Genomic DNA, 24,519 nt, shown 5'->3' with positions numbered 1-24,519 from the left:
GAAAATCCAAAGTAAAACTCAAATTAGAAATTTGCCTTAATGACAATAAATATAAGAAAAACAGTAGAAACTCATTATTAAAATTGAATTTCTACTGTTTTTTTATTTCTAAGACAATTATGTCGCAGTCTCCATACTATTAATTTTCATATCACTTATGAAACTCTTCTGCTTATCAGTTAATGATGGATTTTATTTATAATCATTTTAACATTTTTTAAAGATAAGACACAAAGACACTGTTTTCTTTTATTATTCCATAAATCATAAAAATACTCATGTCGATGGTCCTTCCTCTTCAAACATTATCAGAAAATGTACATACTTTACATTTAAAGTTACAAAAAGTTTGATGGTATTAAAAATATTTTGGATATGAATTAAAACAGAACGGATTTCATAACATAGTTCAAATTTATAATTAAATTAATTCGAACTTAATAGCATTATTATTTATCAGATTAATTTTTGGATATTTTTTATCAATTTTAAATCTCCCTATTAACGCTATTTGATATATACTCTCTTCATTTATTTTATCTTTTATATTATGTCTATAGATAGTTGCACGAAACTTCCATTCTCCAAATTTATTTTTTGTATAAAGTGTCAAAATATTAAATTTAAAATTTGTATTATTTTTACTAGTTTTTTCTTCAACTGACAATTTTACTTCTCCATAGAATAAATATAAATCTGATTCGTATGATTTATCAATCCATCCTTGTAATTTCTTTCTTCTAATCGCTTTAAAATCTCTTTGCTTTTTTGTTATATCCGGTACTAAATTAGGATTAGCCAAATCATCATTCGTTTTACTATTGTTCTTATTCTCTATATTTTTATTGACTTTGCTATTAAACAACATATTCATAATTGCATTTAACTTATCTTGAACTTGATTATAATTTAAGTTTTCAATATATTTTATTAATAAATTTTGATGTATATATTCATATTTATAAGTACAATTTGAATAATGATTTGATGATGGGATTTTTTTCAAATGAGCACACCTAGTCGTTGTTTTACTAATATAAGTCAATTCTGCTACTTTACATTCGGGACAGAACATCTGTCCTCTATACTTATTTATATTTCTATAATCTTTTTCAATACAAGCGTTTAAATCTTCAATATCCATTGTTTTATTATCTACTTTATAAAAAAACTCTTCATAAACTTTCGGTTTATTGACCATAAGCACCTTCCTATAGATTATTTAATAAAGTGTCATGAAATTGTTCTTTAAATTCTTTTCTTTTTGCTGAATCATCTGAATAGAAGCATAGACCTAGTAATCTAACATCATCATTTTCGGCAAGCACTTCAATATCATCTCTTTCGTTAAGAGATAACATAAATTGCTCTTTCCATTTATCATTTAATAATAAGTGTTGACCTTTAGGTTCTACAAATACCTGATATGTGTATTCATTATCTTTTAAGTACAATAAGAAATCAGGCATAAAGCCTCTAACACCATTGATTTCTCTGAACTTAATTTTACGTTCATTACGTATTAAATAGACTTCATCATATTTATTTTGTAAATCTCCCATCATATTATTGATTAAATCAATCAAATCACGCTCAAGACCATTTACTATGGCTTTATCATAAATGTACCAATCATGTTGTCCCATGTTTTTAGGTCTCTTCTGATTGTCTAAATCTGTTACATCTCTATTTACATTATTGACTTCAACAACATAATCATCGATTAATTCTGATAGCTTAATACCTTCAAAAATAGGTGTACCTTTAACTTTTAGATAATTATTTTTAATTTTTGTTTCTAATTTACTTAAATAATCATTCAATACAGACAACTTTAGTTTTGGTCTGATATCACTGATATCCATCTCTTTAGGTATCGTTACACTTATTTCTAAATCTCCTAAAAAATCTTTTGACTCTATAAATGTCTGCATACTTGTTATGCTAGGTACATACTCTTTTAAATTAGAATATCTAAAGAATGGATTACTTCTTAAAGCTTTTTGTAGTAATGGCTTATTAAGCTTTAATTTTACTTCTTTACGGTCTTCTGCTATAGCTTTAATACCTTGAGTTAAATTAGACTCACTTACCTTGAATAAATCCTTCTGATATTCCCTAGATGCACTATAATCTTCTAAATTCTTGTAGTCCTCAGCAGTTGTTGGTACTGTTTTGTTAACATATATTTTCCCAAATTTGAAAAGGTCAGTCTTTTTAAATTTATTTTTCACTTTTCCTTCGTGTATCTCGCTGATATCAGCATTTGTCTGAACTTTTGCTTCTGTTAAAGATTGATGTAAATTTTTAATATAAGAAGAATCATTAATCGTATGATAATGTAACGTTTCGATAGCTTTTAAATCACTAATTTCGTTATCAAATCTGCGTTTATAAGATTTTTCTTTTTCATAAATAAATGGATAATACCTCGCCCCACGACCAATGAGTTGAGCTTCTGCATTCGTGGCATTTTTATTGACCTTTTTCTTCTCATCAACTTTGACAATATCAAATAGGTTTAAGACATCCCAACCTTCATTAAGTTTGTAAACCGCAAATATAGCTCTTATAGGATTGTCAGAATCTTCTAGATTATTCAGGAGTTGAGCATTTTTCTCTTTCTCTTTATCGTTGTTAACATTTAATGTAGTTTGTTCATTAAAATCCCATTTCAAGTCATCTAACACTTTTAGTAAATTTGCTTGTTTATAAAAACCAAACACTTTACTCCAAATACTATTTTGACCACTGTAAAATTTATAGCCATCATCAATAATCGTTTCTAATTGCTCATAAGTTAACTGTGCTAAACGATCAAGCATCATTTGATGTATTTCTTGTGAACCTTTAATAGAAGTAGATTGAAACATTATAACTGGCTTAAGAGTTATATGGTTTTTATCAGCTATATATTTTTTATATTCATTCATTAATAAAGCATGTATAATTTTATCTTCATTTTCTTCACTCGCATATAAAAGTGTCACATTTTTTGAATATCCTTGTTGCATAAATTCCTTTAAATCATAACGATAAAGAATTCTATCTTTATACTTTTCAAAAATATCATCTTCTAACTGTACCGTAGCTGTAAATTCTAATAACTTATTCTTATTATTTTGTTTCATAATTCTATCAACGGTTACTTCCCAGTTAGTTTCTTCAATTTGTTCTTTATTTTTTTTACCTTTTTTCTTTGTACTAACATTCAAATGATGAGCTTCATCAGCTAATAAAACAATAGGAAATTGAGCTAGATCTTCATATGTAATATCATTTTCTCTTGGATAATTTAATTTATCATGTAGTGCATTGATCGTTGTTAATTTAAGATAAATTGTATTTTCATCAGGTAGCACAGGATAATTATCTACTACTTGAATATTTACTGCTTTGCCATCAATAACAATACCTTCTGGATTAAATAAATACTTACTAGATGACGTGTTGGTTAAATTGTCATACGTTTTATTGACAATCGCTGTACTGTTAACGAAAAACAAGAAATTTTGATAACCTTTTTCTTTAAATAAATATAATACTGATGCAGCTAACACAAGTGTTTTACCAGAACCTGTCGCCATATTAAACATCAATTTGTTGTATAAATTACCTTCATCTTGTTCCTCAAGATACATTAGTCTTTGAACGGCTTCTTCTTGGTACGGTCTTAGACGATGATTCAAATTATCAATAATATAATTAGGTATATCTGGATATTGTAAAAATAATTGGTTTTCTATACGATCATGTAGCATTTCCGACATTGTTACTCACCTCCGTAAAAGCTATGGTTAAATGCAATCTCATCTTCTGTAAAATTATACGAAGAATCCTCAATATCAGAGTAATTAACGTATAATTGATTATTATCTAATATTCTAATCAAGACTTCTTTTTGTTCATCAATTTCTAATTCACTGAATTCTTTTTTAGTATTTGTAAACTTATCAAAATCTACTTCATAATTAAGAACTCCTTCATTTACTAAAACATCTATTTGATGTTTGAGATTATCTTTATTACTACATTTTATAATACCCTCAACAATTTCTTGATTTTCTTTTGCTAATTCTGTATATACAAAAGAACCTCCGCCTTGCCATTCTATATCTTTTGATATACCACCTTGTTCACCATCAATAACTTTTTGTAAACGTGGAACAGAAACAGTATTAATATAGTCCATTTGTTCAATACCAATATATTGACGATTCATTTTATGAGCAACAGCTTGAGTTGTTCCTGAGCCCATGAAAAAGTCTAATACTAAATCTTTTTCTTTAGTACAATATTCTAATATTAGTTGTAATAAACTTTCATTTTTAGGATTATTAAATTTTTTTTCGCCAAATAAATCACTAAGTTGTTTTGTAGCGGTAGATGTTAATAATGATTCATCCCACCATGTAGTTATTTTCCTTTTTTTATTTTCAGCTTCAATTTTATAATATTTTTTTCCAATTGTATTTTTTCTTTTTATAATTTGTCCTTTTTCATATAACTTATTCATAGTTTCAAAAGAATATCGCCAATAACCTGACACACCTAGAAACTCGTAGTACGGGTTCCCTTTTGCTGCTCCTCCAGGTCCATCTACTGGAATAATTTTATAAAATCCATTTTCATCTTCAAGATTAAATCCTTCTAGTTTATTTTTAATACCTAAACGATGTCTTTGACTATAAAGTTTACGTTCACTTTTTGCAAAAAATAAAATATGATTATGATTTGAGGATATGATTTTATCATTAGAAACTGAAGCCCTTGCTTTATGACAAATATCAGCAATAAAGTTTTCACTTCCAAATATAGAATCGATAAGAACCTTAGCATAGTGTGCTTCATTATCATCTAAACTAACAAATAAAATACCATCATCACTTAAAAGCTCTCTTGCAACTTCCAGTCTGTTTTTCATAAATGTTAACCAAGTAGCTTTATTAAATCTATCATTATACTTAAACTCATCATTTCCAGTATTATATGGTGGATCAATGTAGATCAGTTTCACTTTACCAGTGTATTTCTTTTTTAAACTATGTAACGCAGTTAAGTTATTACCCTTTATAATTAAATTATCCTTATCTGTAATTTCTTTAATATTATGAGTGCCATCTTTATTGTATTTTTTAATTTTCGTGAAAGCTTTAGGTGTCAATAAAGTATCAATTTCTTCTTTTGCAACCACTTCATTATAAAATTTTTCATCATTTCTTAAAATACTATCTTCTTTTGTCATCCCACCTTCAAGTATACAATCTTTAAATGGAAAATCTAATACCACATCAGAATTATAATTCAAATATTTACCTTCCGTCGTTAAACCAATTTTATTAGCATATTTAGTATAGCTATCTTGCCAATAATTTTTATAACGTAACAATGAAATAAACGCTTCTTTATCAAATATTTTATAACCATCTATATCTTGAACATAAGTTTCATTGATAAATTGATTAGATAAAAGTTTAGAAATTAATTTAGTATCGTTATTTTTTAAATCTTCTATTATTAGTTGTTTTGCTAATTTGCCATTTATCCAATATCTTTCGATTCCATTTAGTATCTTATTAATTTCATATAATATGCTTGTACTCATGTTATCTCTCCATACATCGAATTTTAGTATATGTCTTCATGATAATAGACTTTGTAATATAAATACACAGATAATATATTATTTATAAAATCTTTTATGCAAAAATTTAACTAACTGCCATGAAGCAACTGAAAATAACCCCACCTACTTATGATAACTCTCCCCACGCATTATCTTAAATGCTCTATACACTTGCTCCATCAACACGACTTTCATCATTTGGTGTGGGAAGGTCATTTTACTGAACGACAGGGCGTAGTTGCTGCGTTGTAGTACTTTGCTATGTAGCCCGTTTGATCCTCCGATGATAAATGTTATGTGTGAGTTACCTCGTGTCATGAGGTTATCTATTTCTTTGCTTAGATGCTCGCTTGTTAACATCTTACCTTCTATTTCCAAGGTAATAACGTGACTGTCTGCTTTGATTTTAGACATGATTCTGTCCGCTTCTTTTTCTTTCACTATCTCTATATCTTTCTCGCTCATATTATCTGGTGCTTTTTCGTCTGCTACTTCGATTAATTCGGTCTTTGTGTAGGCGCCTAGTCTCTTGTCATATTCGTCTACTGCTTGTTTCCAGTATTTTTCTTTGAGCTTGCCTACTGTAATAATTGTGATTTTCATCTTTATCCACCTTTATACATTGTCTTAAAAGTTATCCACAGGTTATTAACTTATGCACAGTTTCAGTTATCATTATATCAACATTTTAAAATTTTTGTTCTCTTTTTTAAAATTCTGTAAGTTATTTTTATTCATTTAGTTATGATTTATCCACTGTTTTTTATACAATGTGGATAACTTTGTGGGTAAGTACATGGTTTATACACAGTTTGTGGACAGTTGTGTATAACTGTGTGTATTCCTGTGCACAAAATAAAAAGATATCCCCAACCGCTAAATTGGGGATATCTTTTAGTTATAAGTAATATATTGGTGTTGCTTTTTCTTTATCTGTATCACATAACGTGACTTCTTTTTTCGTATCTATATCATGTTCGTTAAGTATTTGACCCACGCTCATTCTCGCTAAGTCTTTCATGTTGTTATCTTGGCTTAAATGAGATAAATATATACGCTTTGTATTACCTGTTATAACATCGCACATTGCATGTGCTGCGTCTTCGTTTGATACGTGTCCCGTATCGCTTAATATACGTTGTTTCGTCTTCCATGGGTATCTTCCCATTCGCAACATATCTACATCATGGTTACTTTCGAATACGAAGGCATCACTGCCATGTATCATACCTTTCATTCTATCTGATACATATCCTGTATCTGTAATCATTGTTAGCTTTTTGTAGTCGTTATTGAATATATAGAACTGCGGGTCTATCGCATCGTGTGACACGCTAAATGATTCGATATCTATACCTGCTAATGTCTTTGTTTCAAATGGTTCGAAGTTGAATTTTTGATCTAGCGGTATGTTTTTATCTTTTGCTTCTATTTTCTGCCATGTCTTCTTATTAGCATAAATAGGTAGTTTATATTTTCTTGCGAGAACGCCTAGCCCTTTAATGTGATCGATATGTTCATGCGTCACTAAGATGCCTTCTAAGTCGCTAATGCTTCTATCTATTTGTTGAAATAAACCTTCTATCTTTTTACCTGTTAATCCAGCATCTACGAGCAGGCTTCCTTTATCTGATTCTATATAAGTGGCATTTCCTGTACTGCCACTTGCGAGTACGCTCATTGCGATCACAAGTGTTCATCTCCTTTAATTACTGCTTTTTAAAACTATGATTCTTCTAATACAGTTGATTCTGGCTTAATAGCGTCAACGTATAGTAAGGTCGTCTTTTCTTTTCCTTCTTCTTTAGATTTCACTTTAACTTCCCAACTTGGAACAAGTACTTGTCCACCTATTTCTTTTACAACACTATAATAGCCTAACCTTACAGATTCTACTGTATCGCCTTTTGTTAAATATGTGTTGTAATATAAGGTTTCTAAAGCTGTCTTTGCATCGACTACTTTTTGTTTACTATTGTTATCACCTGTACCAGGTTTTAACTTATCTAAATATGTTTGGGTAAAGTTCTTAACTTTTCCATTTTCGATGTTAAAGACAATTTCACCTTTACTATTATTCAATATAGGGAGTTCATCATAGTTTTGTTCGTATATGACTTTATTTTTATCTTTATTATTCTCTTTTTGATGATATTCTTTACCTTTATAGGCTTCTTTATTAATTAGAGATTTAAATGTCTGCTCTTTACTGTCTTTTGTTAAATTTTCATCATCTAAATCTTTGCTAATTTTCGTATCTTTTTCAGATAATGTATAAACCCCTTCTAGGTCATTTGAAGTGAACGATTTACTATCAGCTGTGATAGCTTGCATTTCTTTATTTTTATAGCTCGGTAAATTCGGTAAATCAATACCTTCTTTTGTAAAGTTCACATCAGATTGATCATTTGATTCTTGAACAATAGAGTTATTCACTTTATTAAAATAAACAAGAACCAGTCCTATATCAATGAGAATAAATACGATAATGAAGAGTGTTTTGGCATGTTTCCAATCCATTATTTTAACCCTCCATTCTCGTACTGTTTCCATTCGCCATCATATTTTATATACCATTTAGGCGTGAATTCTATTGTATCTTGTAGGTTATCAATATCATCAACTGGTAACGATAAATCATAACCTATAGCAAAATTGGTTACTTTATTAAAATCTATTTCAGCATTTGAGGCTAAATTGAAACGAACTTCTTCTGCTGTTGGTATCTCATCTGATTCTTTCTTAGAAGGTACAGCCACACCAGTTGTAATGAGCCCTCTATTATATTCTGTAATAGTATCTCTACCCCAAGATGCTTCAATTGAAGAAAGATTATCTTCATCAAACACAGGATAGTTATTTAAGAACATTTTATAATTGACATTACCTTGTTTCGGGTCTGTACCAAATAGGCGAAACTCATCTGTAAACCCAGCATGTTCGTTAATAAATTTAAATGAATTAGATATCGATTTAGAAAGGTCTTTTATGTTGTTTTCATCTTCAGATAAATTTGTATAACGGTATGTTTGTTTCTTCTCGTTTACTGTCGCTATACCTGTATTGTTATTATAAGTTGAAACGTGATTATCATTATTACGAGCAATAACCGAATCACCCAAGATTACATCATTTAAATCCGATACCGAAATTTTGTTCGATACATATCTATAAATATTGATGTTATCTGCTGTTTCAGGTGCATATATCTGATTGATTTCATTCGTCGTATTCTGATTTGTAATAATACTTGTGTAAGGCTTAAATTTAGATGCCGCTTCTTTGTTTATTTTATCAAATTCATGACTTTTAATCGTCGTTTGCAGCTTGATTGCTTTTTGTTTGTTTTCACTTAATAAATATACAATCGCTCGATCTGTTGATTTCGTATCTACGAGTATTCTATCAAAATTAATTTTAGGGTAATTGCTCATGCTCAGTCCTAAAACTTGATTTAAATACATTTCACTCGGGACACTGTCCGGGAAGTCTAAAACCGTATATCTTTCTGATAAATCATCTAACTGCACAGCTGATTCACTCGTTAAGATATCTACTTTCTTTACATCTTTATCTAACATAACATCAGTTATCTTCTTGATTTCTTCAACGTTAGACGTCCCTTTCAAATCCGTGCCGTTTCGATTAATAATTCTTAAGGGCATGATAACACTATCTATAGGTTTACTTATTTTAGGTCCAATGGCAGGTGTTTCAGCGTTCATATCGGATTCTAAGTCAGTTAACTCGGGCGTAAAAGTCCATACGCGATATGTCATGAAAACACTGAACAATACGAATATGATGAGTATAACAGATTTAATGACTTCTTTATTACGCATCCCAATCACCAAACTCATCTTCCATTATTTCACATGGTAATGTGATATAAATCGATGTACCTTGGCCTTCTTTACTGTTTGCCCATATTCTACCATTATGGGATTCTACGATTTCCTTAGTAATTGCGAGACCTAAACCAGTACCGCCCATTTTACGTGTTCTTGCTTTATCGACTCTGAAGAATCGATCGAATATTTTATCTACTTTATTAACAGGAATACCAATACCATTATCTTTAATTTGTATTGTCATTCTGTTATATAACGTATTTTGTTTCACATGAAACTCGACACGTTTTTTAGATTCTTGTGAGTATTTAATCGCATTTGTTATGACATTATCAAATACTTGTGTCATCTTATCAGGATCAATTTCTACAAATAGTCCTTTAACTGGTATGTCACGTACAAACGTAACATTTTTACCTTGTGTCATTTCATGACGATTTATAATTTTATTGATAAACATGTTGAAATCAATTAGTTCTGTATTCATTTGTTCGCCTGAATTATCCATTTTAGATAATTGAAGTAAATCGTTTACTAGACGAATCATACGGTCTGTTTCTTCTCTAGTAACATTTAAGAACGTAGGTGCAACTTCTGGATCACGCCAAGCGCCTTCTTCTAGAGCTTCAATATAACTTCTCATAGAAGTTAAAGGTGTACGCAATTCGTGTGAAACATTCGCAACAAATTCACGTCGTTCATTTTCAAGAATATGTTGTTCTGTTACGTCATGTAAGACGGCAATGTAACCATTTATAAACCCAGTATCTTGAATAATTGTACTGAAGTTAACACGTACGATTAGACCTTCCTCTTCGTTAATATCGATAACAAAACTATCATTATTTTCTTGTAAATCATCCAATGAATAGTCTTCATCAATGTTTAAGACATCTAATATATGTTTAGATTCAACTTCTCCACGTTCTAAACCAAGCATCTTAAGCGCCATCTCATTAATAATACGAACACGACCTCGACGGTCAGTAGCTAAAACGCCATCGCTCATATGTGTAATAACTGAGTCTAGTCGACGTTTTTCACTTTCTGTATTCGCTTGTGCTTCTTGTACACGTTTAGATAAGTTATTAAATGAAAGGGCTAGTTCGCCGATTTCATCATTACCGTATATTTTTACGCGCTGTGTATAGTTACCTTTAGACATTTCTAACGTCTGATTACGCATGTCTGATATTGGTTTCGTAATTGTTCGCGCAATAAAGAAACCGAGTACGATTGTGATTAATAATGAAATAGCTGTACCGATAATAAAGATTTGGTTAATGTTATTTAATTGTTCATAAACAGAATCAATATCTGATTCAACATAAATATCCCCTACAACTTTATCGTCATAATGTACGGGCATATTTTTAATCCACACTCTATTTTTATCTGCAGAATCATTTTTCAAGACAATTTTGTCGTTAGCTTTTCCTAATGATAATGCCTTTTGAACAGAGCTATCGTTTACTTTCTGGTTGACGGTATTTTGATTTGTGGCTTTAGATGTCGCGACAATAATTTGGTCTTCATCGATAAATCGAATTTCATCAATTTCTGTGCGATTTGCATAATCATCTAAAATGCCTTGTATTTCTTTTTGGAAATTTCGGTCTGGATCTTCCGAATTGTATGCTTTCTTGATGTTGTAATTAATCTGTTTAACATGCTGTTCGATATTCGTCTTAAAGTTACGCGTCATTTCTTTTTCTAGACTGTTCGTAAAGTATAATCCGATTATTTGCATACCAATAATAATTAATAAAACATATATTACAACAAGTTTAATGTGGAGGGATTGGAATTTTTTTAACCAGTTCATAGCATCATCCTACTCTTGAGTTTGCAGGAAGTAACCCACGCCTCTACGCGTTACAATGTATTCTGGATGTGATGCATCATCTTCAATTTTCTCGCGTAGACGACGTATTGTAACGTCCACAGTTCTTACATCTCCAAAGTAATCATAACCCCATACAGTTTGTAGTAAATGTTCACGTGTCATGACTTGTCCGATATGTTTCGCTAAGTAATGGAATAATTCAAATTCACGGTGCGTTAATTCGATATCTGCGCCACGTTTTTTAATTGAATATGCATCTGGATATACTGTAATATCTTTAATGACTATTTCGTTTGTTTCTTCATCTTCTGTTTGGCTAGGCTGTGAATAATGTCTACGTAAGTTAGCTTTAACACGTGCGATTAATTCTCGTGTTGAAAAAGGTTTCGTTACATAGTCATCAGCACCTAGTTCTAGTCCTAAAACTTTATCTATTTCCGAATCTTTAGCTGTTAACATAATAATAGGCATGTCGAATTTTTTACGTACTTCACGACAAACTTCCATACCATCTCTACCTGGTAACATAATATCTAGTAAGACAATATCTGGTTCTTCTTCATATATTAGGTCTACTGCGTCATTACCGTCATATGCGCAATAAACATCATAACCTTCTTTTTTTAAATTAAATTCTAGTATGTCTGCAATTGGTTTCTCATCATCAACGACTACTATTTTTCTAGCCATAGCACTAACCTCATTTCTTTTTGAAAGTAAGTATCTTCGAGCACAGATTTGTGCATGATATCCTATACTATAATTTAACACTATTTGATGATTAATTCTATTGTTTGCCGTTATTCAATGGTGAATAACATAAAAAATGCTTATCGTTATTACGATAAGCATTAAAAGCGGTCCCGACGGGAATCGAACCCGCGATCTCCTGCGTGACAGGCAGGCATGTTAACCGCTACACCACGGGACCTAATATGTATGAAATTGAAATGGTGACCCCTACGGGACTCGAACCCGTGTTACCGCCGTGAAAGGGCGGTGTCTTAACCGCTTGACCAAGGGGCCTTCATAAGCACAAAATTGATTATAGCATGGTCTTTAAAGAATGACAAGATTTTATTTTAATTTTTTTATATAATATATTTAGGAACATTATAAAGGGATGATGATATGGAAGAAAAGCTCACAATAAAAAAGGGACATCGTAAATTAAGTAAAGGTGAGATTATAAAAAGACTAATTTTTATAACAATCGGCAGTGTCTTAATGGGTATTGGTTTAGAGTTATTTTTAGTGCCAAATAAATTATTAGATGGCGGTATAGTTGGCATAGCTATTATATTAAGTCACTTAACTAATATGAAACTTGGTCTTTTTATATTCTTATTAAATATTCCATTTTTCTTTTTAGGATATAAACAAATAGGTAAGACTTTTACGATATCAACGGTGTATGCAATTACAGTCCTTTCCGTTACAACAGCTTATTTACATCATTTTGAACCTTTTATTAGAGAAACATTTTTGGTTACAATTTTTGGTGGTGCAATTATTGGTTTAGGTGTTGGATTAGTAATTAGATACGGCGGATCATTAGATGGTTCTGAAATCAGTGCCATTCTTATTAGTAGTAAAGCGCCATTTTCAGTTGGAGAAATTGTTATGCTAATCAATTTTTTCATATTCGCTGCAGCAGGATTTGTTTTTAATTGGGAATCAGCGATGTTTTCAGTAGTAGCTTATTTTATTGCCTCTAAAATGATAGACGTTACTGTACAAGGTTTTGACGAATCAAAAGCCATATGGATCATCAGTGATACATATCGAGACATAGGAGAAGCTATAAACGACCGTTTAGGCAGAGGCGTTACATATTTAAACGGTGAAGGAGCTTATACAGGAGAAGATAAAAAAGTATTATTCTGTGTAATAACGAGATTAGAAGAATCTAAGCTAAAAGATATCGTAACAGAAATAGATAATACAGCCTTCTTATCAATCGGGGATGTAAGTGAAGTAAAAGGTGGACGCTTTAAAAAACGTGAAATACACTAATTAATAATGAAAGACAATCCGATATTGATTGTCGTTATTAAAAAAAGAAGCCATACAGCAGGTGTTGTATGGCTCCTTTTTTAAGGGTTCTCAGTTTTAGGTTGTAACGGGCAAGTTGTTGTCTTTTCTTACTAAACGTGTCAATAACGGTAGCCTTATTGCCTTTTCTCGATAGTCTTGTCAATAAGAAGGCAATATGTTGCACGTGGCATTCACTCTCTTATTTACTCAAACAAAAACGCTGAGACAATTAATTTGTCTCAGCGTTTTCGATTTAAAAATTTATTAGTCCCATAAGTTTTCTAATAGGTTTGTTTGGTTTCTATCTGGTCCTACTGAGAAGATAGAGATTTTAACGTTACATAATTCAGAAATACGCTCTAAATAACGACGAGCATTTTTTGGTAATTCTTCTAATGAACGACATCCTGTAATATCTTCTTCCCAACCTGGTAGTTCTTCAAAGATTGGTTTACAACGTTCTAATTCATTTAAGTTTGCTGGGTATTCTGTGATTTCTACACCATCGATTTCGTATGCTGTACAGATCTTAACTGTTTTAAGGCCTGTTAATACGTCGATTGAGTTGATTGATAAATCTGTAATACCACTTACACGACGTGAATGACGTAATACAACTGAGTCAAACCAACCAACACGACGTGGACGTCCTGTAGTTGTTCCGTATTCACGACCTACTTCACGGATATGATGACCATCTTCATCAAATAATTCTGTTGGGAATGGGCCATCTCCTACACGTGATGTGTATGCTTTACATACACCGATTACTTTAGATACGTAAGTTGGTCCAACACCGCCACCAACTGTAACGTTACCTGCAATCGGGTTGCTTGATGTAACAAATGGGTATGTGCCGTGGTCAATGTCTAACATTACACCTTGAGCACCTTCGAATAATACTTTTTCATCATTAACGAAAGCATCGTCTAATAATTTAGCTGTGTCTGTAACATATTGTTTCAAGCGTTGACCTGCTTGGTAATATGTTTCAAAGATTTCATCAAACGTGAAACCTTCAGCGTTAAACATTTTTTCAAATAATTCATTTTTATATTCAAGATTTTGTTTTAAAAGTTTTTCAAATGTTTCTTTATCTAATAAATCAGCCATACGGATACCGATACGTTGTGCTTTATCTACATACGCTGGACCAATACCTTTTTTCGTTGTACCAATTTTATTATCTCCACGTTTTTCTTCTTCTAATTCATCTTGTTTCAAATGATACGGTAAGATAACTTGAGCACGGTTAGAAATTCTTAAATTGTTTGTTGCTACACCGCGTTCATTTAATGCGTCTAATTCTTTCAATAAAGCTACTGGATCTACTACTACACCGTTACCGATAACACTTGATTTTTCTTCATAAAAAATACCTGATGGTACTAAGTGTAATTTATAAGTTTCTCCGTCAAATTTAATTGTGTGACCTGCATTATTACCACCTGAAAAACGCGCAATAACATTTGCATCTTCAGCTAAGAAATCTGTAATTTTACCTTTACCTTCGTCTCCCCATTGCGTCCCAACTACTACGATTGATGACATGTGAGCACCTCCGCTTTTTCTCATTAACCATTAAGTATTCTATCAGTCCTATACTTAAAATGCAAACTAAAAACGAACATTAATTTATGGTGTTAATTTACATTTTGATATTCTAAAATTTTGCATTAAGAAAGCTTTAACCATGGTAGTTACAAGGTTTTATCACGAAAATTATATGCTTCAAAACACAAACGAAACAATAATTAACTGTCATTTCACGAAACAAAAGACGTACATTTATTATGACTTTGTAATAAATGTACGTCTTTTGGGTTAAAAACTTTTTTTATCCGAATTCCATACCGGCATGTTGATAATCTATATCTGTAAATTTGTTATATTGTTTCATGAAGTGCAATTTAACGGTTCCTGTCGGGCCGTTACGTTGTTTTGCGATAATAATTTCTATTTCACCGTTTTCATCTTGTGCACCTGCATCTACCGCTTCACCGTCTTCATCTTCTCCACCACGAGAATAATAGTCATCACGGTATAAGAAAGCCACAATATCCGCATCTTGCTCGATAGAACCTGATTCACGAATGTCACTCATCATCGGTCTTTTATCTTGTCGTTGTTCAACACCACGAGATAACTGACTCAATGCGATAACAGGACATTCTAATTCTCTCGCAATAGCTTTAAGCATACGTGAAATCTCTGATACTTCTTGTTGTCTATTATCAGAACTACGTGAACCACTACCTTGAATCAACTGTAAATAGTCGATTACAATCATGTCTAATCCGTGTTCTTGTTTTAATCTTCTACACTTAGCTCTTATGTCAGTGATACGGATACCTGGTGTATCATCGATGAATATTTTAGTACGTGATAATTTACCAACAGCTACTGTAAACCTACTCCAGTCTTCTTCAGTCATAGAACCAGTACGTAATCTATTAGAGTCTACGTTACCTGTACTACAAATCATACGTGTCGCTAGCTGGTCTGCACCCATCTCTAATGAGAATATACCGACTGAGAATAAGTTCTCGTGAGTAGCAACTTGTTGGGCAATATTTAATGCGAAGGCAGTCTTACCTACAGAAGGTCTCGCAGCAATAATAATTAAATCGTTGCGGTTAAAACCTGCTGTCATCTGATCTAAATCACGATATCCAGTTGGTATCCCCGGGGTTTGACCACTATTTTGATCTAACTGTTCAGCATTATCGAACACAATACCTAAAACATCTTTAATATCTTTGAAACCTTCTGTCCCTCTAGTAGCAGATATCTCTAAAATTCTCTTCTCTGCATCACCTAATAGTGACTCTAAATCAAGCTCTGGATTATACCCATCTTCAGCAATACTATCTGCTACACGAATTAATTGACGCTTAACAGCATGTTTAAACACAATATCTATATAGAAATGAACGTTTCTAGTTGTTGGTACATTGTTTGCTAATTCAGCTAAATAAGCCGGTCCACCAGCTTCTTCTAGCAAAGACTCAGCTGCTAATTCATCCATCAGTGTAACTGAATCAATTTCCTTATTCTGTTCATTTAACATCAACATAGCTCTAAATATATGTTGATGATTAGCTCGATAGAAAGCTTCAGGTATTAATGTTTCACCTGTTGAGTTAATCAGTTCAGGATCAATTAAGATTGCACCGATAACAGATTGTTCAGCCTCTATATTATGAGGCATTTGTCGTGGATTCATCATATTATCCATACCATCCATACTGATTACTCCTTTCCATTTTTAATATTATTTATTATAACGCATTAAAAAAGGTCGGTAAATCAAATACCGACCTATTTTATATAATCTATTATTCTTCTACAACGTGTACTTTTAATGTACCTGAAACTTTATTATGAAGTTTAATTGGTACGTTTGTGTAACCTAAACTGTGAATACCGTTCGGTAAATCCATTTTACGTTTATCAACTTTAATGTCGTGTTGTTTTTGTAAAGCTTGTGTGATTTGTTTTGTACTAACAGAACCGAACAACTTACCGCCTTCACCAGTTTTAGCAGAAATTTCAACTTCTAATGATTTTAATTTATCTGCTAATGCTTTAGCATCATCGATTTCTTGTTGTTTGATTTCTTCTTGTCGTTTGTTTTGTTGTTCTAATTGTTTCATATTTCCTGCTGTCGCTTCTACAGCATAATTATGTTTAATTAAAAAGTTTTGAGCGTAACCTACTGGCACGTCTTTAACTTCTCCTTTTTTACCTTTTCCTTTAACATCTTGTGTGAAAATAACTTTCATTATTCTTCCACTCCTTCTTCATCTGTTTCAACAACCTCAATAAGTTTTTCGATTGCTTCTTCTACTGTTGAATCTTTAATTTGTGTAGCAGCGTTTGATAAATGGCCGCCTCCACCTAGAGCTTCCATTGTTAGTTGTACATTTACTTCTCCTAAAGAACGAGCTGAAATACCAACTGTGTCTTCTGAGCGTTTAGCTACAACATATGAAGCTTCTACACCTTCTAATCCTAATAGTTCATCTGCAGCTTGTGCAACTGTAACAGGATGATAAATTTGTTCTTCATCACCATGTGCAATTGCTACGCCACCACGGAATAGTTTAACTGTCTTAATTAAATCTGAACGCTTAATATAAGTATCTATATCATCTTTCAAGAAGTGCTGGCAAAGAATTGTATCTGCACCATGACTTCTTAAGAAACTCGCAGCATCGAATGTTCTTGAACCGGTTCTTAACGTAAAGTTACGTGTATCTACAATGATACCCGCCAACATAATTGTCGATTCAATTCTTGTTAAACGATGTTCTGTCGGTTGATATTCTAGCAACTCTGTTACAAGTTCTGCTGTAGAACTTGCGTAAGGTTCCATATAGACAAGCAGTGGACTTGAAATAATACTTTCTCCACGTCTATGGTGATCTATGACTACTTTTCTATTTGCTTTATTTAATAAGTTCTCATCTATTACAAGTTCTGGTTTGTGCGTATCAACGACAACCAATGTCGTACGAGATGTCATCTCATGCCATGCTTCTTCTGATGTGATAAACCTTTCTTTCAAGTCTGGTTTCTCATCAATTTCTCTCATAACACGTTGTAATGTATCATCAATATCTGAATCATTTAATACGATATAAGACTCTAAATTATTCATTTTAGCAATACGAGAAACACCAATAGCTGCACCTATCGCATCCATATCTGGTGATTTATGACCCATGATAATGACTTTGTCACCTTCGATTAAGATATCTCTTAACGCATGAGAAATAACACGAGCACGTACTCTTGTACGTTTTTCCATTGGATCAGTCTTACCACCATAGAATCTTACGTTACCGTTAAAGTTCTTGATGGCAACTTGGTCTCCACCTCGACCAAGAGCTAAATCTAAACTTGATTGAGATAGTTCACCAAGTTCTATTAGGTTCTCACTGCCTTCACCAATACCTATACTTAAAGTAAGCGGGTGCCCAATTTCTCTTGTCTTATCTCTCAAATCATCTAACAGATTGAATTTAGATGCTTCAATATCTTCTAAAATACTATTGTTTAACAATCCAATAAATTGATCCGAACTATAACGTTTAACATACAATTCATAACGTGTTGACCAATCATTAATTACATTAGTAATAAGACTATTCACTTCTGAACGTTGTGAGTCATTCATGTTTTGTGTAATTTCGTCATAGTTATCTAAAAATATCGTAGCGATGATAGGTTTTTCATTTTCATATAATTCATATACACGTGAAGTTTCTGTTATATCAAATAAATAAATTGATTTTTCATTTTCAGTGTAAGTGACTTTATATTTGTATGATCCTTCTTCAATTTCTACTTCTTGTGTATTTTCTAATCTTTTTAATATATTTGGAAATATTTCATTTATTGGTTCGTTTAATACATCTCTTTCTAAACGTCTACTAATAAAATTATTAATCCATTCAATATTATAGTTTTTATCGAGTAATATTACGCCAATTGGCAAATCACTCACAGCACTCGTTTTACTTTTGGTAATACGACCCGCTAGACTCCCGATGTATAAATCTAATTTTGCAAAGCTGGTTCTAATAAAGTAAACACTCGCTGCAAATAGGACTACAGTAATAACCGTCGCAATAAACGCCCAAAATATTGAATTTAAAAAACTTAAAACGAGCAGTGCTAAAGCCAAGACCATCATAATAATATAAGGAAATATTAGGGCTTTTTTAACTGATTGACGGTTCATAAACTCACCTCAATTTACTTTTTTATGCGTTGTTTTAAATTAAACCATATGTCCATTAAGCCAAATAAGTATGCAATTGGTTTAAATATAAAAGCAAGAACGAAAATAATTACAGCTACAATTATAGGTAATTTTTTTACTTTTATAAATAAATGGAATAGGGATAATGCTTGGATAAATATAACCCATTCTAACACAAACTGTAAGTTAGTGACTATGCCATACATCACAACATTGTCTTTCGTTACGAATAAACTAACGAGTACTGTGATTACAAAAATGAAAGCGACACTACTTTTAATTTGCCACATAAATAATGGTCTGAATACCGGTGTTGCGATTTTGTACTTTCTCAATATAGGGAAAGTCACGAGTAAATTAACAAGTACTAATAAAAATACCCATAATATAATATACCCAGGAATACTAGCTTGTAATATATCAATTGAAGCTTGAAGAGATTCTTGAATTTCTGTACTGAAATTACCACTCATTTCAAAATAAGACACGATTACATCATAATATTCATTAAAAACATTACTTGTTAGTGGTAGTTTTCCCGTTAATTGCATGATTAACACACCAGCAATTGTTAATACACTCATAAATGCTGTTACTAAATATAATATACGTTCTTTAGATGTACGTTCTATTAATAATTGTCCAATAAATACACTCATAAAAATCATCAGTGTCATGACAGTTAATAAATATACGTTACTAAGTAATACGGTTGCGCATAATGCCACTACAACTGTCACAAAAAACGACGGTTTTGATCGATACCAAAGTATTGTTCCAGGTATTGTAATGAACGGTAGTATTACAAATGCTAAAGGTGGTAAAAAGTTAATAATAACCATACTTAACATTAGTAAAACTATTGAAATAATTGTCGCTTTTATATCGACTTTAAAAGACAAAATTTTCACTTCCCAATCTATTTTAAACATCTTTCTCTATTTTACAGATTTTTATACTTTAAAACAATGTAGGTGACTTTTTTAACGACTTAACGTGCTTTAAATTTATGTAATTTTAAGAAATGATAAACATATGGTGCCCAATCTCCAAAGTTTAATAAAAATCCGTCATGGCCAACATTATCTGGCACGAAGAAATGTCTATGATACTTGAAGAATCGACCGAGTGATTTTACTTGGTCATCTGGATATAATAAGTCATCAGTGAACCCTAGTGTTAATACTTTTGTATCTATTTGTTTTAAGCGTTCTTCAACATCATTTCGTCCTCTAAATATATCGTGGCTATCTAATACATCTAATAAAGTGAGATAACAATCTTTATTGAAGCTATTTTTAAACTTATTACCTTGATATTTTTGATAACTGACAACATCATCTGCTGAGAATCTTGCTTCATAATCTTTACTTGAACGATAAGTTAAAAAGCCTAATTGTCTTGCAATACTTAATCCGTCTTGACCATTCATTTGAATAACTTGTCTTGCAATTTCATTGAAAGCTCTGCTATAAGATGATGTCTTTTCAGTTGCCGCTAAAATAACAGCTTTCTTAACTTCAATTGACCCGTCATATAAAATTTCGAGAGACTGCATGCCACCTAATGAACCACCAATTAGAACATCAATTTTTTCATAACCAAAATGTTTCAAAGCCAATATATTAGCTTTAGTTACATCTCTCATCGTTAATGTATCTGGAAAATGGGGTGTATTTAATTTTGAACTCGACCCAAATGGGCTACCTATAACGTTAAAAGTTATAAATTGATAATCATTTATAGACAGATAACCACCATCGATAATTTCTCTCCACCAACCTGGATGCTCATCATCTCCATACGTTAAATGGTTACCTGTTAATGCATGACAGATAACAACAAGCGGTTGCCCCTTATAACCGACATGCTCATATTGAAGCTTTAAGTTATCAATCACTTCTCCTGATTCTGTTTCAAATCGACCTAATTCTACTGAACCTGTTTCACGAGAAATCATCTTATCTAACCCCCTCTTATATAATAGAAAAACTTCTTACTCGTTAAAGAAGTAAGAAGTTCTCATCATTCTTATTATGCGAGTAGACTCGTTGGTCGTAGCACCGTATCTAAGGTGACCGGTTGCTGAAGTTTCATCGGGCCAAATCCCTCAACTTCTCTGAATAAGCTTTACTATGTAATTAATATTAAGAATACTAGAAAAGCAATGCTCTTTCAATAACTTATACTTTGTTATTAAAAGACAAATCTTACAATAGCCATAATCAACATCCCTGCTAAAACAGATATTGTTAAACTACGCGTGACAAATGCAATAACAACAGTTGGCACTGCAACAAAAACACTTTCTAAGTTAAGTTGATATCCTGTTGATCCTTCTTGATTTAACATGCCTTCTACAATAAGTGCTGTAAATAAACAAACCGGCACAAATTGTAACCATTTAATGATTCCAGCCGGTAATTCAAATCTTGATAATAAAACAAACGGCGCTACTCTTATAACCCATGTTATAATGAAACACCCAGCTGTAATGAGTAGTAAATACATTGATATCGTCATTTATCAAACACCACCCCTGCAATTGAAGCGACTAATGTTGCTAATATAATAGAAAGAAACGTTGGCATAAATAACGTAAATAGCAACATACAAAAAATTGTTAAACATATGAGCCACAAATGATAAATTATTTTATTTTTTTGTATCGTTTCGATTGGAATTAGATTACCTATTAAACCACCTAATATCGAAGTTGTAACCCATAATATATATGCTGAAATGTTAAGCCCGTGCATCCATGTAGCATTTAAAGATTTTTCTTTTGCATACTTTGTAATAGCTACACCAAATGATTCATCAGTTACAAGAGTTCCAATTCCAATATTTGACCACAAACTATTGTTTTTGAAGGCTGGTACTAAAGCTAAACTTTGTAAGAATAAACGAGAATTCACAAAGAATATGGTTAAGAAAATAGCAGATATAGGAGATTGGATAGCTACAAGCGCACAAATGATAAATTGAGCAGCACCTGCATAAACAAAAATGGATAACAATGCAATTTCTAAAATGGATAAACCTGATGACACTCCAACTACTCCGAAAGCTATCGCAACACTAAAATAACCGAGCATTGTTGGTATACAATCTTTAACACCTTGTAAAAACAAGGATTTATGTATGCTTGCAGATTCCTGCACTTATAATACCTCCATTCTCAAGGAGATAGTTTCAAAGGTTAGTCTAACGTTTGTCTAACCTCAGTGTGACTTACCTCTTTTTTGTTTTTAATATGTATTAGTTTTATCATATCAAATTAAGTTTAGCAATATAATTTGACGAAATATTAAGACAATTAATAATCCTTATATAAATAAAAAAAATGGTAGCTCAAAGAGCTACCATTCTTTATTTATATTATTCTCCTAAGCTAAATTCAGCACTTGCTTCGAATTTAACATCTTTACCTATCATTACGCCACCAGTTTCTAATGCTTGGTTAAATGATACGCCATATTTTTCACGATCGATTTTACCATCCACTACAAATCCTGTAACTGTTTCTCCGTTTAATGGGTTTTTACTTACTCCATTAAATTCTAAATCGAATGTTTCTTCATGTGTTGTACCAGCAATTGTTAAATCGCCAGTTACTGAATCTTCACTTATAGATTTAGATTCGAAAGTAATATTTGGATTTTCTTCTGCACTAAAGAAATCAGCTGATTTTAAGTGTGCGTCACGATCAGGGTTATTAGTATTAATTGAATGTGCTTTAATTGTTACTTTAGCTTTTAATGATGATAAATCATTTACGTCACCAGTAACTTCTACATCATAATCATCAAAAGTACCTTTAACTCGAGATACCATTAAGTGTTTTACTGTAAATTCTAAACTACTGTGTACTTTGTCGAAATTGAAATTAGTCATGTGTCATAACTCCCTTTATTTATTTTGTATAATAAGTATACCAGATATAAAAATTATATTCAAGTTAAATCTAAAAAAAGAGTAACCATTAATATGATTACCCTTTTTATACTATTTCACACATTTATAATTCTATTACAGTTTGACCACCCATAAATGGTACTAATACTTCAGGAACAGTAATTGTACCATCTTCATTTTGATAGTTCTCAACAATAGCAGCAAATGTACGTCCTACTGCTAACCCACTACCATTTAAAGTGTGTACAAATTCTGGTTTAGAATCTTTATCACGTTTAAATCTAATATTTGATCTTCTTGCTTGGAAATCTGTCATATTTGAACATGAACTAATTTCTTTATAATCATTGTAGCTTGGTAACCAAACTTCAATATCATATGTTTTTGCGCTTCCAAAGCCGATATCTCCAGTACATAGGTTAACTGTACGATAAGGAAGTTCTAGAGCTTGAAGTACTTTTTCAGCATGGTTAGTTAATTCTTCTAATGCATTGTATGAATCTTCAGGACGCTCGTATCTCACCATTTCTACTTTATTAAATTGGTGTAGACGAATGAGACCTCTTGTATCGCGGCCTGCAGAACCCGCTTCACTTCTAAAACAAGCTGATTGTCCTGTGAATTTGATAGGGAACTGTTCATTTTGAAGCACTTCATCACGATAGAAATTCGTTAAAGGAACTTCTGCTGTTGGAATTGTATAAAGTCCTTCTTTTTCAACTTTAAATAAGTCTTCTTCGAATTTAGGCAGTTGCCCTGTTCCAAACATTGAATCCGCATTTACTAATTGAGGAACCATCATTTCTGTATAACCATGTTGTGTCGTATGCATTGTAACCATAAAGTTCATTAATGCTCTTTCAAGTTGTGCTCCTTTACCAGTTAAGAAGACAAAACGTGCACCTGATACTTTAGCTGCTCTATCAAAATCAGCCATTTTTAAATTTTCTACTAAGTCCCAATGCGCTTTAGATTCAAAATCAAAGGTTCTTGGTTCGCCCCATTTACGTACTTCAACATTATCATCTTCGTCTTTACCGACAGGTGTTTCATCACTAATTAAATTAGGAATTCTTACTAATTTGTAAGTTACATCATCATTTAATTTGTTTAATGATTGATCAATTTCTTTAATTTGATCTCCAACTTGACGCATTTCTAATATAACGTCGTCAGCATTTTCTTTATTGCGTTTCTTTTGAGCAATTTCTCCACTTACTTTATTACGTCGTGATTTAAGTTCTTCTGTTTTTACAATAAGTTCACGGCGTTCTTTATCTAATTCTAATATTTCATCTACTACTGATGGATCGTCGCCTCTTTTAGCGATTTTTTCTTTTACATATTCAGGTTCAGTTCTAATCATTTTAATATCTAACATAATGTTTCCTCCCTATTTTCTATATTGTTTAAGAAAAAAAGCACCACATTCCTTGTTATTACACAAGGGACGTGGTGCTTACGCGTTGCC

General features: G+C 31.9%; 20 protein-coding genes, 2 tRNA genes, 1 riboswitch and 1 other annotated feature (1 of these 24 running past the window's edge). Of the genes, 1 reads left to right on the top strand and 21 read right to left on the bottom strand.

What is annotated here, in order from left to right; genetic code table 11:
* Nucleotides 1–421: 421 nt before the first annotated feature.
* From ACNMOQ_RS00195 to ACNMOQ_RS00145, 11 genes are all read right to left on the bottom strand, one after another.
* Entirely contained in the window at nucleotides 422–1,201 is a 780-nt protein-coding gene (locus tag ACNMOQ_RS00195; protein WP_416350035.1) for a hypothetical protein, read from the bottom strand.
* Between the two features lie 10 nt (nucleotides 1,202–1,211).
* Nucleotides 1,212–3,770: a DEAD/DEAH box helicase family protein gene (locus ACNMOQ_RS00190; protein ID WP_416350034.1), complete on the bottom strand. Its 2,559-nt coding sequence runs from the start codon at nucleotides 3,768–3,770 to the stop codon at nucleotides 1,212–1,214.
* Between the two features lie 2 nt (nucleotides 3,771–3,772).
* A complete protein-coding gene (locus tag ACNMOQ_RS00185) occupies nucleotides 3,773–5,605 on the bottom strand; it encodes a DNA methyltransferase (RefSeq protein WP_416350033.1) in 1,833 nt (610 codons plus the stop codon).
* A 144-nt stretch (nucleotides 5,606–5,749) separates the two neighbouring features.
* Nucleotides 5,750–6,229: a 23S rRNA (pseudouridine(1915)-N(3))-methyltransferase RlmH gene (rlmH, locus tag ACNMOQ_RS00180; RefSeq protein ID WP_416350032.1), complete on the bottom strand. Its 480-nt coding sequence runs from the start codon at nucleotides 6,227–6,229 to the stop codon at nucleotides 5,750–5,752.
* Nucleotides 6,230–6,524: 295 nt separating this feature from the next.
* Nucleotides 6,525–7,307 (bottom strand): MBL fold metallo-hydrolase, encoded by a 783-nt coding sequence (locus ACNMOQ_RS00175; RefSeq protein WP_082894573.1) that lies wholly within the window; start codon nucleotides 7,305–7,307, stop codon nucleotides 6,525–6,527.
* Between the two features lie 44 nt (nucleotides 7,308–7,351).
* Nucleotides 7,352–8,146: a two-component system regulatory protein YycI gene (locus ACNMOQ_RS00170; RefSeq protein WP_416350031.1), complete on the bottom strand. Its 795-nt coding sequence runs from the start codon at nucleotides 8,144–8,146 to the stop codon at nucleotides 7,352–7,354.
* Nucleotides 8,146–9,468, bottom strand: coding sequence for a YycH family regulatory protein (locus ACNMOQ_RS00165; RefSeq protein WP_064211014.1), 1,323 nt, complete (start codon nucleotides 9,466–9,468; stop codon nucleotides 8,146–8,148). Before ACNMOQ_RS00165 ends, ACNMOQ_RS00170 begins: the two co-directional genes overlap by 1 nt.
* The gene (walK, locus tag ACNMOQ_RS00160) at nucleotides 9,461–11,302 is read right to left on the bottom strand and encodes a cell wall metabolism sensor histidine kinase WalK (protein ID WP_064211015.1); all 1,842 of its coding nucleotides are present in this window, start codon (nucleotides 11,300–11,302) and stop codon (nucleotides 9,461–9,463) included. The genes ACNMOQ_RS00165 and walK overlap by 8 nt, the downstream gene beginning before the upstream one ends.
* Before the next feature lie 9 nt (nucleotides 11,303–11,311).
* Nucleotides 11,312–12,013: a response regulator YycF gene (gene yycF / locus ACNMOQ_RS00155; RefSeq protein ID WP_064204313.1), complete on the bottom strand. Its 702-nt coding sequence runs from the start codon at nucleotides 12,011–12,013 to the stop codon at nucleotides 11,312–11,314.
* Between the two features lie 168 nt (nucleotides 12,014–12,181).
* Nucleotides 12,182–12,254: transfer RNA gene (locus ACNMOQ_RS00150), tRNA-Asp, on the bottom strand.
* A 20-nt stretch (nucleotides 12,255–12,274) separates the two neighbouring features.
* Nucleotides 12,275–12,349, bottom strand: a tRNA-Glu gene (locus ACNMOQ_RS00145).
* A gap of 105 nt (nucleotides 12,350–12,454) precedes the next feature.
* Between ACNMOQ_RS00145 and ACNMOQ_RS00140 the strand changes: the two genes are divergently transcribed.
* Entirely contained in the window at nucleotides 12,455–13,339 is an 885-nt protein-coding gene (locus tag ACNMOQ_RS00140; protein WP_416350030.1) for a YitT family protein, read from the top strand.
* Nucleotides 13,340–13,624: 285 nt separating this feature from the next.
* Here ACNMOQ_RS00140 and ACNMOQ_RS00135 read toward each other — a convergent pair whose 3' ends face one another.
* The 10 genes from ACNMOQ_RS00135 to serS all read right to left on the bottom strand — a co-directional run bounded on the left by ACNMOQ_RS00135 (nucleotide 13,625) and on the right by serS (nucleotide 24,429).
* Entirely contained in the window at nucleotides 13,625–14,911 is a 1,287-nt protein-coding gene (locus ACNMOQ_RS00135; RefSeq protein WP_064204311.1) for an adenylosuccinate synthase, read from the bottom strand.
* Between the two features lie 286 nt (nucleotides 14,912–15,197).
* The gene (gene dnaB, locus ACNMOQ_RS00130; protein WP_026023617.1) at nucleotides 15,198–16,598 is read right to left on the bottom strand and encodes a replicative DNA helicase; all 1,401 of its coding nucleotides are present in this window, start codon (nucleotides 16,596–16,598) and stop codon (nucleotides 15,198–15,200) included.
* 100 nt (nucleotides 16,599–16,698) lie between these two features.
* The gene (gene rplI, locus ACNMOQ_RS00125; protein WP_064204310.1) at nucleotides 16,699–17,145 is read right to left on the bottom strand and encodes a 50S ribosomal protein L9; all 447 of its coding nucleotides are present in this window, start codon (nucleotides 17,143–17,145) and stop codon (nucleotides 16,699–16,701) included.
* Nucleotides 17,145–19,109, bottom strand: coding sequence for a DHH family phosphoesterase (locus ACNMOQ_RS00120; protein WP_016999162.1), 1,965 nt, complete (start codon nucleotides 19,107–19,109; stop codon nucleotides 17,145–17,147). The genes rplI and ACNMOQ_RS00120 overlap by 1 nt, the downstream gene beginning before the upstream one ends.
* 14 nt (nucleotides 19,110–19,123) lie before the next feature.
* On the bottom strand, nucleotides 19,124–20,041 hold the full coding sequence (locus tag ACNMOQ_RS00115) for a DUF2232 domain-containing protein (RefSeq protein ID WP_231051118.1): 918 nt from the start codon (nucleotides 20,039–20,041) through the stop codon (nucleotides 19,124–19,126).
* 80 nt (nucleotides 20,042–20,121) lie between these two features.
* Nucleotides 20,122–21,090: a homoserine O-acetyltransferase MetX gene (metX, locus tag ACNMOQ_RS00110; protein ID WP_016999164.1), complete on the bottom strand. Its 969-nt coding sequence runs from the start codon at nucleotides 21,088–21,090 to the stop codon at nucleotides 20,122–20,124.
* Between the two features lie 68 nt (nucleotides 21,091–21,158).
* A riboswitch (SAM riboswitch) is annotated at nucleotides 21,159–21,260 on the bottom strand.
* A gap of 66 nt (nucleotides 21,261–21,326) precedes the next feature.
* Nucleotides 21,327–21,653, bottom strand: coding sequence for an AzlD domain-containing protein (locus ACNMOQ_RS00105; RefSeq protein ID WP_416350029.1), 327 nt, complete (start codon nucleotides 21,651–21,653; stop codon nucleotides 21,327–21,329).
* Nucleotides 21,650–22,294, bottom strand: a complete 645-nt coding sequence (locus ACNMOQ_RS00100) for an AzlC family ABC transporter permease (protein WP_416350028.1) — start codon at nucleotides 22,292–22,294, stop codon at nucleotides 21,650–21,652. Before ACNMOQ_RS00100 ends, ACNMOQ_RS00105 begins: the two co-directional genes overlap by 4 nt.
* A gap of 217 nt (nucleotides 22,295–22,511) precedes the next feature.
* Complete coding sequence (locus ACNMOQ_RS00095; protein ID WP_016999167.1) at nucleotides 22,512–23,027, bottom strand: YceI family protein; 516 nt, start codon at nucleotides 23,025–23,027, stop codon at nucleotides 22,512–22,514.
* 124 nt (nucleotides 23,028–23,151) lie between these two features.
* On the bottom strand, nucleotides 23,152–24,429 hold the full coding sequence (gene serS / locus ACNMOQ_RS00090) for a serine--tRNA ligase (RefSeq protein WP_016999168.1): 1,278 nt from the start codon (nucleotides 24,427–24,429) through the stop codon (nucleotides 23,152–23,154).
* A 62-nt stretch (nucleotides 24,430–24,491) separates the two neighbouring features.
* Nucleotides 24,492–24,519 (bottom strand) — a binding site (T-box leader) (it continues 170 nt past the right edge of the window).

This window comes from Mammaliicoccus lentus, assembly GCF_947036595.1.
Classification (GTDB): domain Bacteria; phylum Bacillota; class Bacilli; order Staphylococcales; family Staphylococcaceae; genus Mammaliicoccus; species Mammaliicoccus lentus.
This window is presented reverse-complemented; position numbering and strand designations above follow the sequence as displayed.

What these genes read in the sequence shown, in the direction of transcription:
- ACNMOQ_RS00195 (WP_416350035.1), bottom strand. Translation starts at nt 1,201, where the DNA reads ATGGTCAATAAACCGAAAGTTTATGAAGAGTTTTTTTATAAAGTAGAT.
- ACNMOQ_RS00190 (WP_416350034.1), bottom strand. Translation starts at nt 3,770, where the DNA reads ATGTCGGAAATGCTACATGATCGTATAGAAAACCAATTATTTTTACAA.
- ACNMOQ_RS00185 (WP_416350033.1), bottom strand. Translation starts at nt 5,605, where the DNA reads ATGAGTACAAGCATATTATATGAAATTAATAAGATACTAAATGGAATC.
- rlmH (WP_416350032.1), bottom strand. Translation starts at nt 6,229, where the DNA reads ATGAAAATCACAATTATTACAGTAGGCAAGCTCAAAGAAAAATACTGG.
- ACNMOQ_RS00175 (WP_082894573.1), bottom strand. Translation starts at nt 7,307, where the DNA reads ATGAGCGTACTCGCAAGTGGCAGTACAGGAAATGCCACTTATATAGAA.
- ACNMOQ_RS00170 (WP_416350031.1), bottom strand. Translation starts at nt 8,146, where the DNA reads ATGGATTGGAAACATGCCAAAACACTCTTCATTATCGTATTTATTCTC.
- ACNMOQ_RS00165 (WP_064211014.1), bottom strand. Translation starts at nt 9,468, where the DNA reads ATGCGTAATAAAGAAGTCATTAAATCTGTTATACTCATCATATTCGTA.
- walK (WP_064211015.1), bottom strand. Translation starts at nt 11,302, where the DNA reads ATGAACTGGTTAAAAAAATTCCAATCCCTCCACATTAAACTTGTTGTA.
- yycF (WP_064204313.1), bottom strand. Translation starts at nt 12,013, where the DNA reads ATGGCTAGAAAAATAGTAGTCGTTGATGATGAGAAACCAATTGCAGAC.
- ACNMOQ_RS00140 (WP_416350030.1), top strand. Translation starts at nt 12,455, where the DNA reads ATGGAAGAAAAGCTCACAATAAAAAAGGGACATCGTAAATTAAGTAAA.
- ACNMOQ_RS00135 (WP_064204311.1), bottom strand. Translation starts at nt 14,911, where the DNA reads ATGTCATCAATCGTAGTAGTTGGGACGCAATGGGGAGACGAAGGTAAA.
- dnaB (WP_026023617.1), bottom strand. Translation starts at nt 16,598, where the DNA reads ATGGATAATATGATGAATCCACGACAAATGCCTCATAATATAGAGGCT.
- rplI (WP_064204310.1), bottom strand. Translation starts at nt 17,145, where the DNA reads ATGAAAGTTATTTTCACACAAGATGTTAAAGGAAAAGGTAAAAAAGGA.
- ACNMOQ_RS00120 (WP_016999162.1), bottom strand. Translation starts at nt 19,109, where the DNA reads ATGAACCGTCAATCAGTTAAAAAAGCCCTAATATTTCCTTATATTATT.
- metX (WP_016999164.1), bottom strand. Translation starts at nt 21,090, where the DNA reads ATGATTTCTCGTGAAACAGGTTCAGTAGAATTAGGTCGATTTGAAACA.
- ACNMOQ_RS00105 (WP_416350029.1), bottom strand. Translation starts at nt 21,653, where the DNA reads ATGACGATATCAATGTATTTACTACTCATTACAGCTGGGTGTTTCATT.
- ACNMOQ_RS00095 (WP_016999167.1), bottom strand. Translation starts at nt 23,027, where the DNA reads ATGACTAATTTCAATTTCGACAAAGTACACAGTAGTTTAGAATTTACA.
- serS (WP_016999168.1), bottom strand. Translation starts at nt 24,429, where the DNA reads ATGTTAGATATTAAAATGATTAGAACTGAACCTGAATATGTAAAAGAA.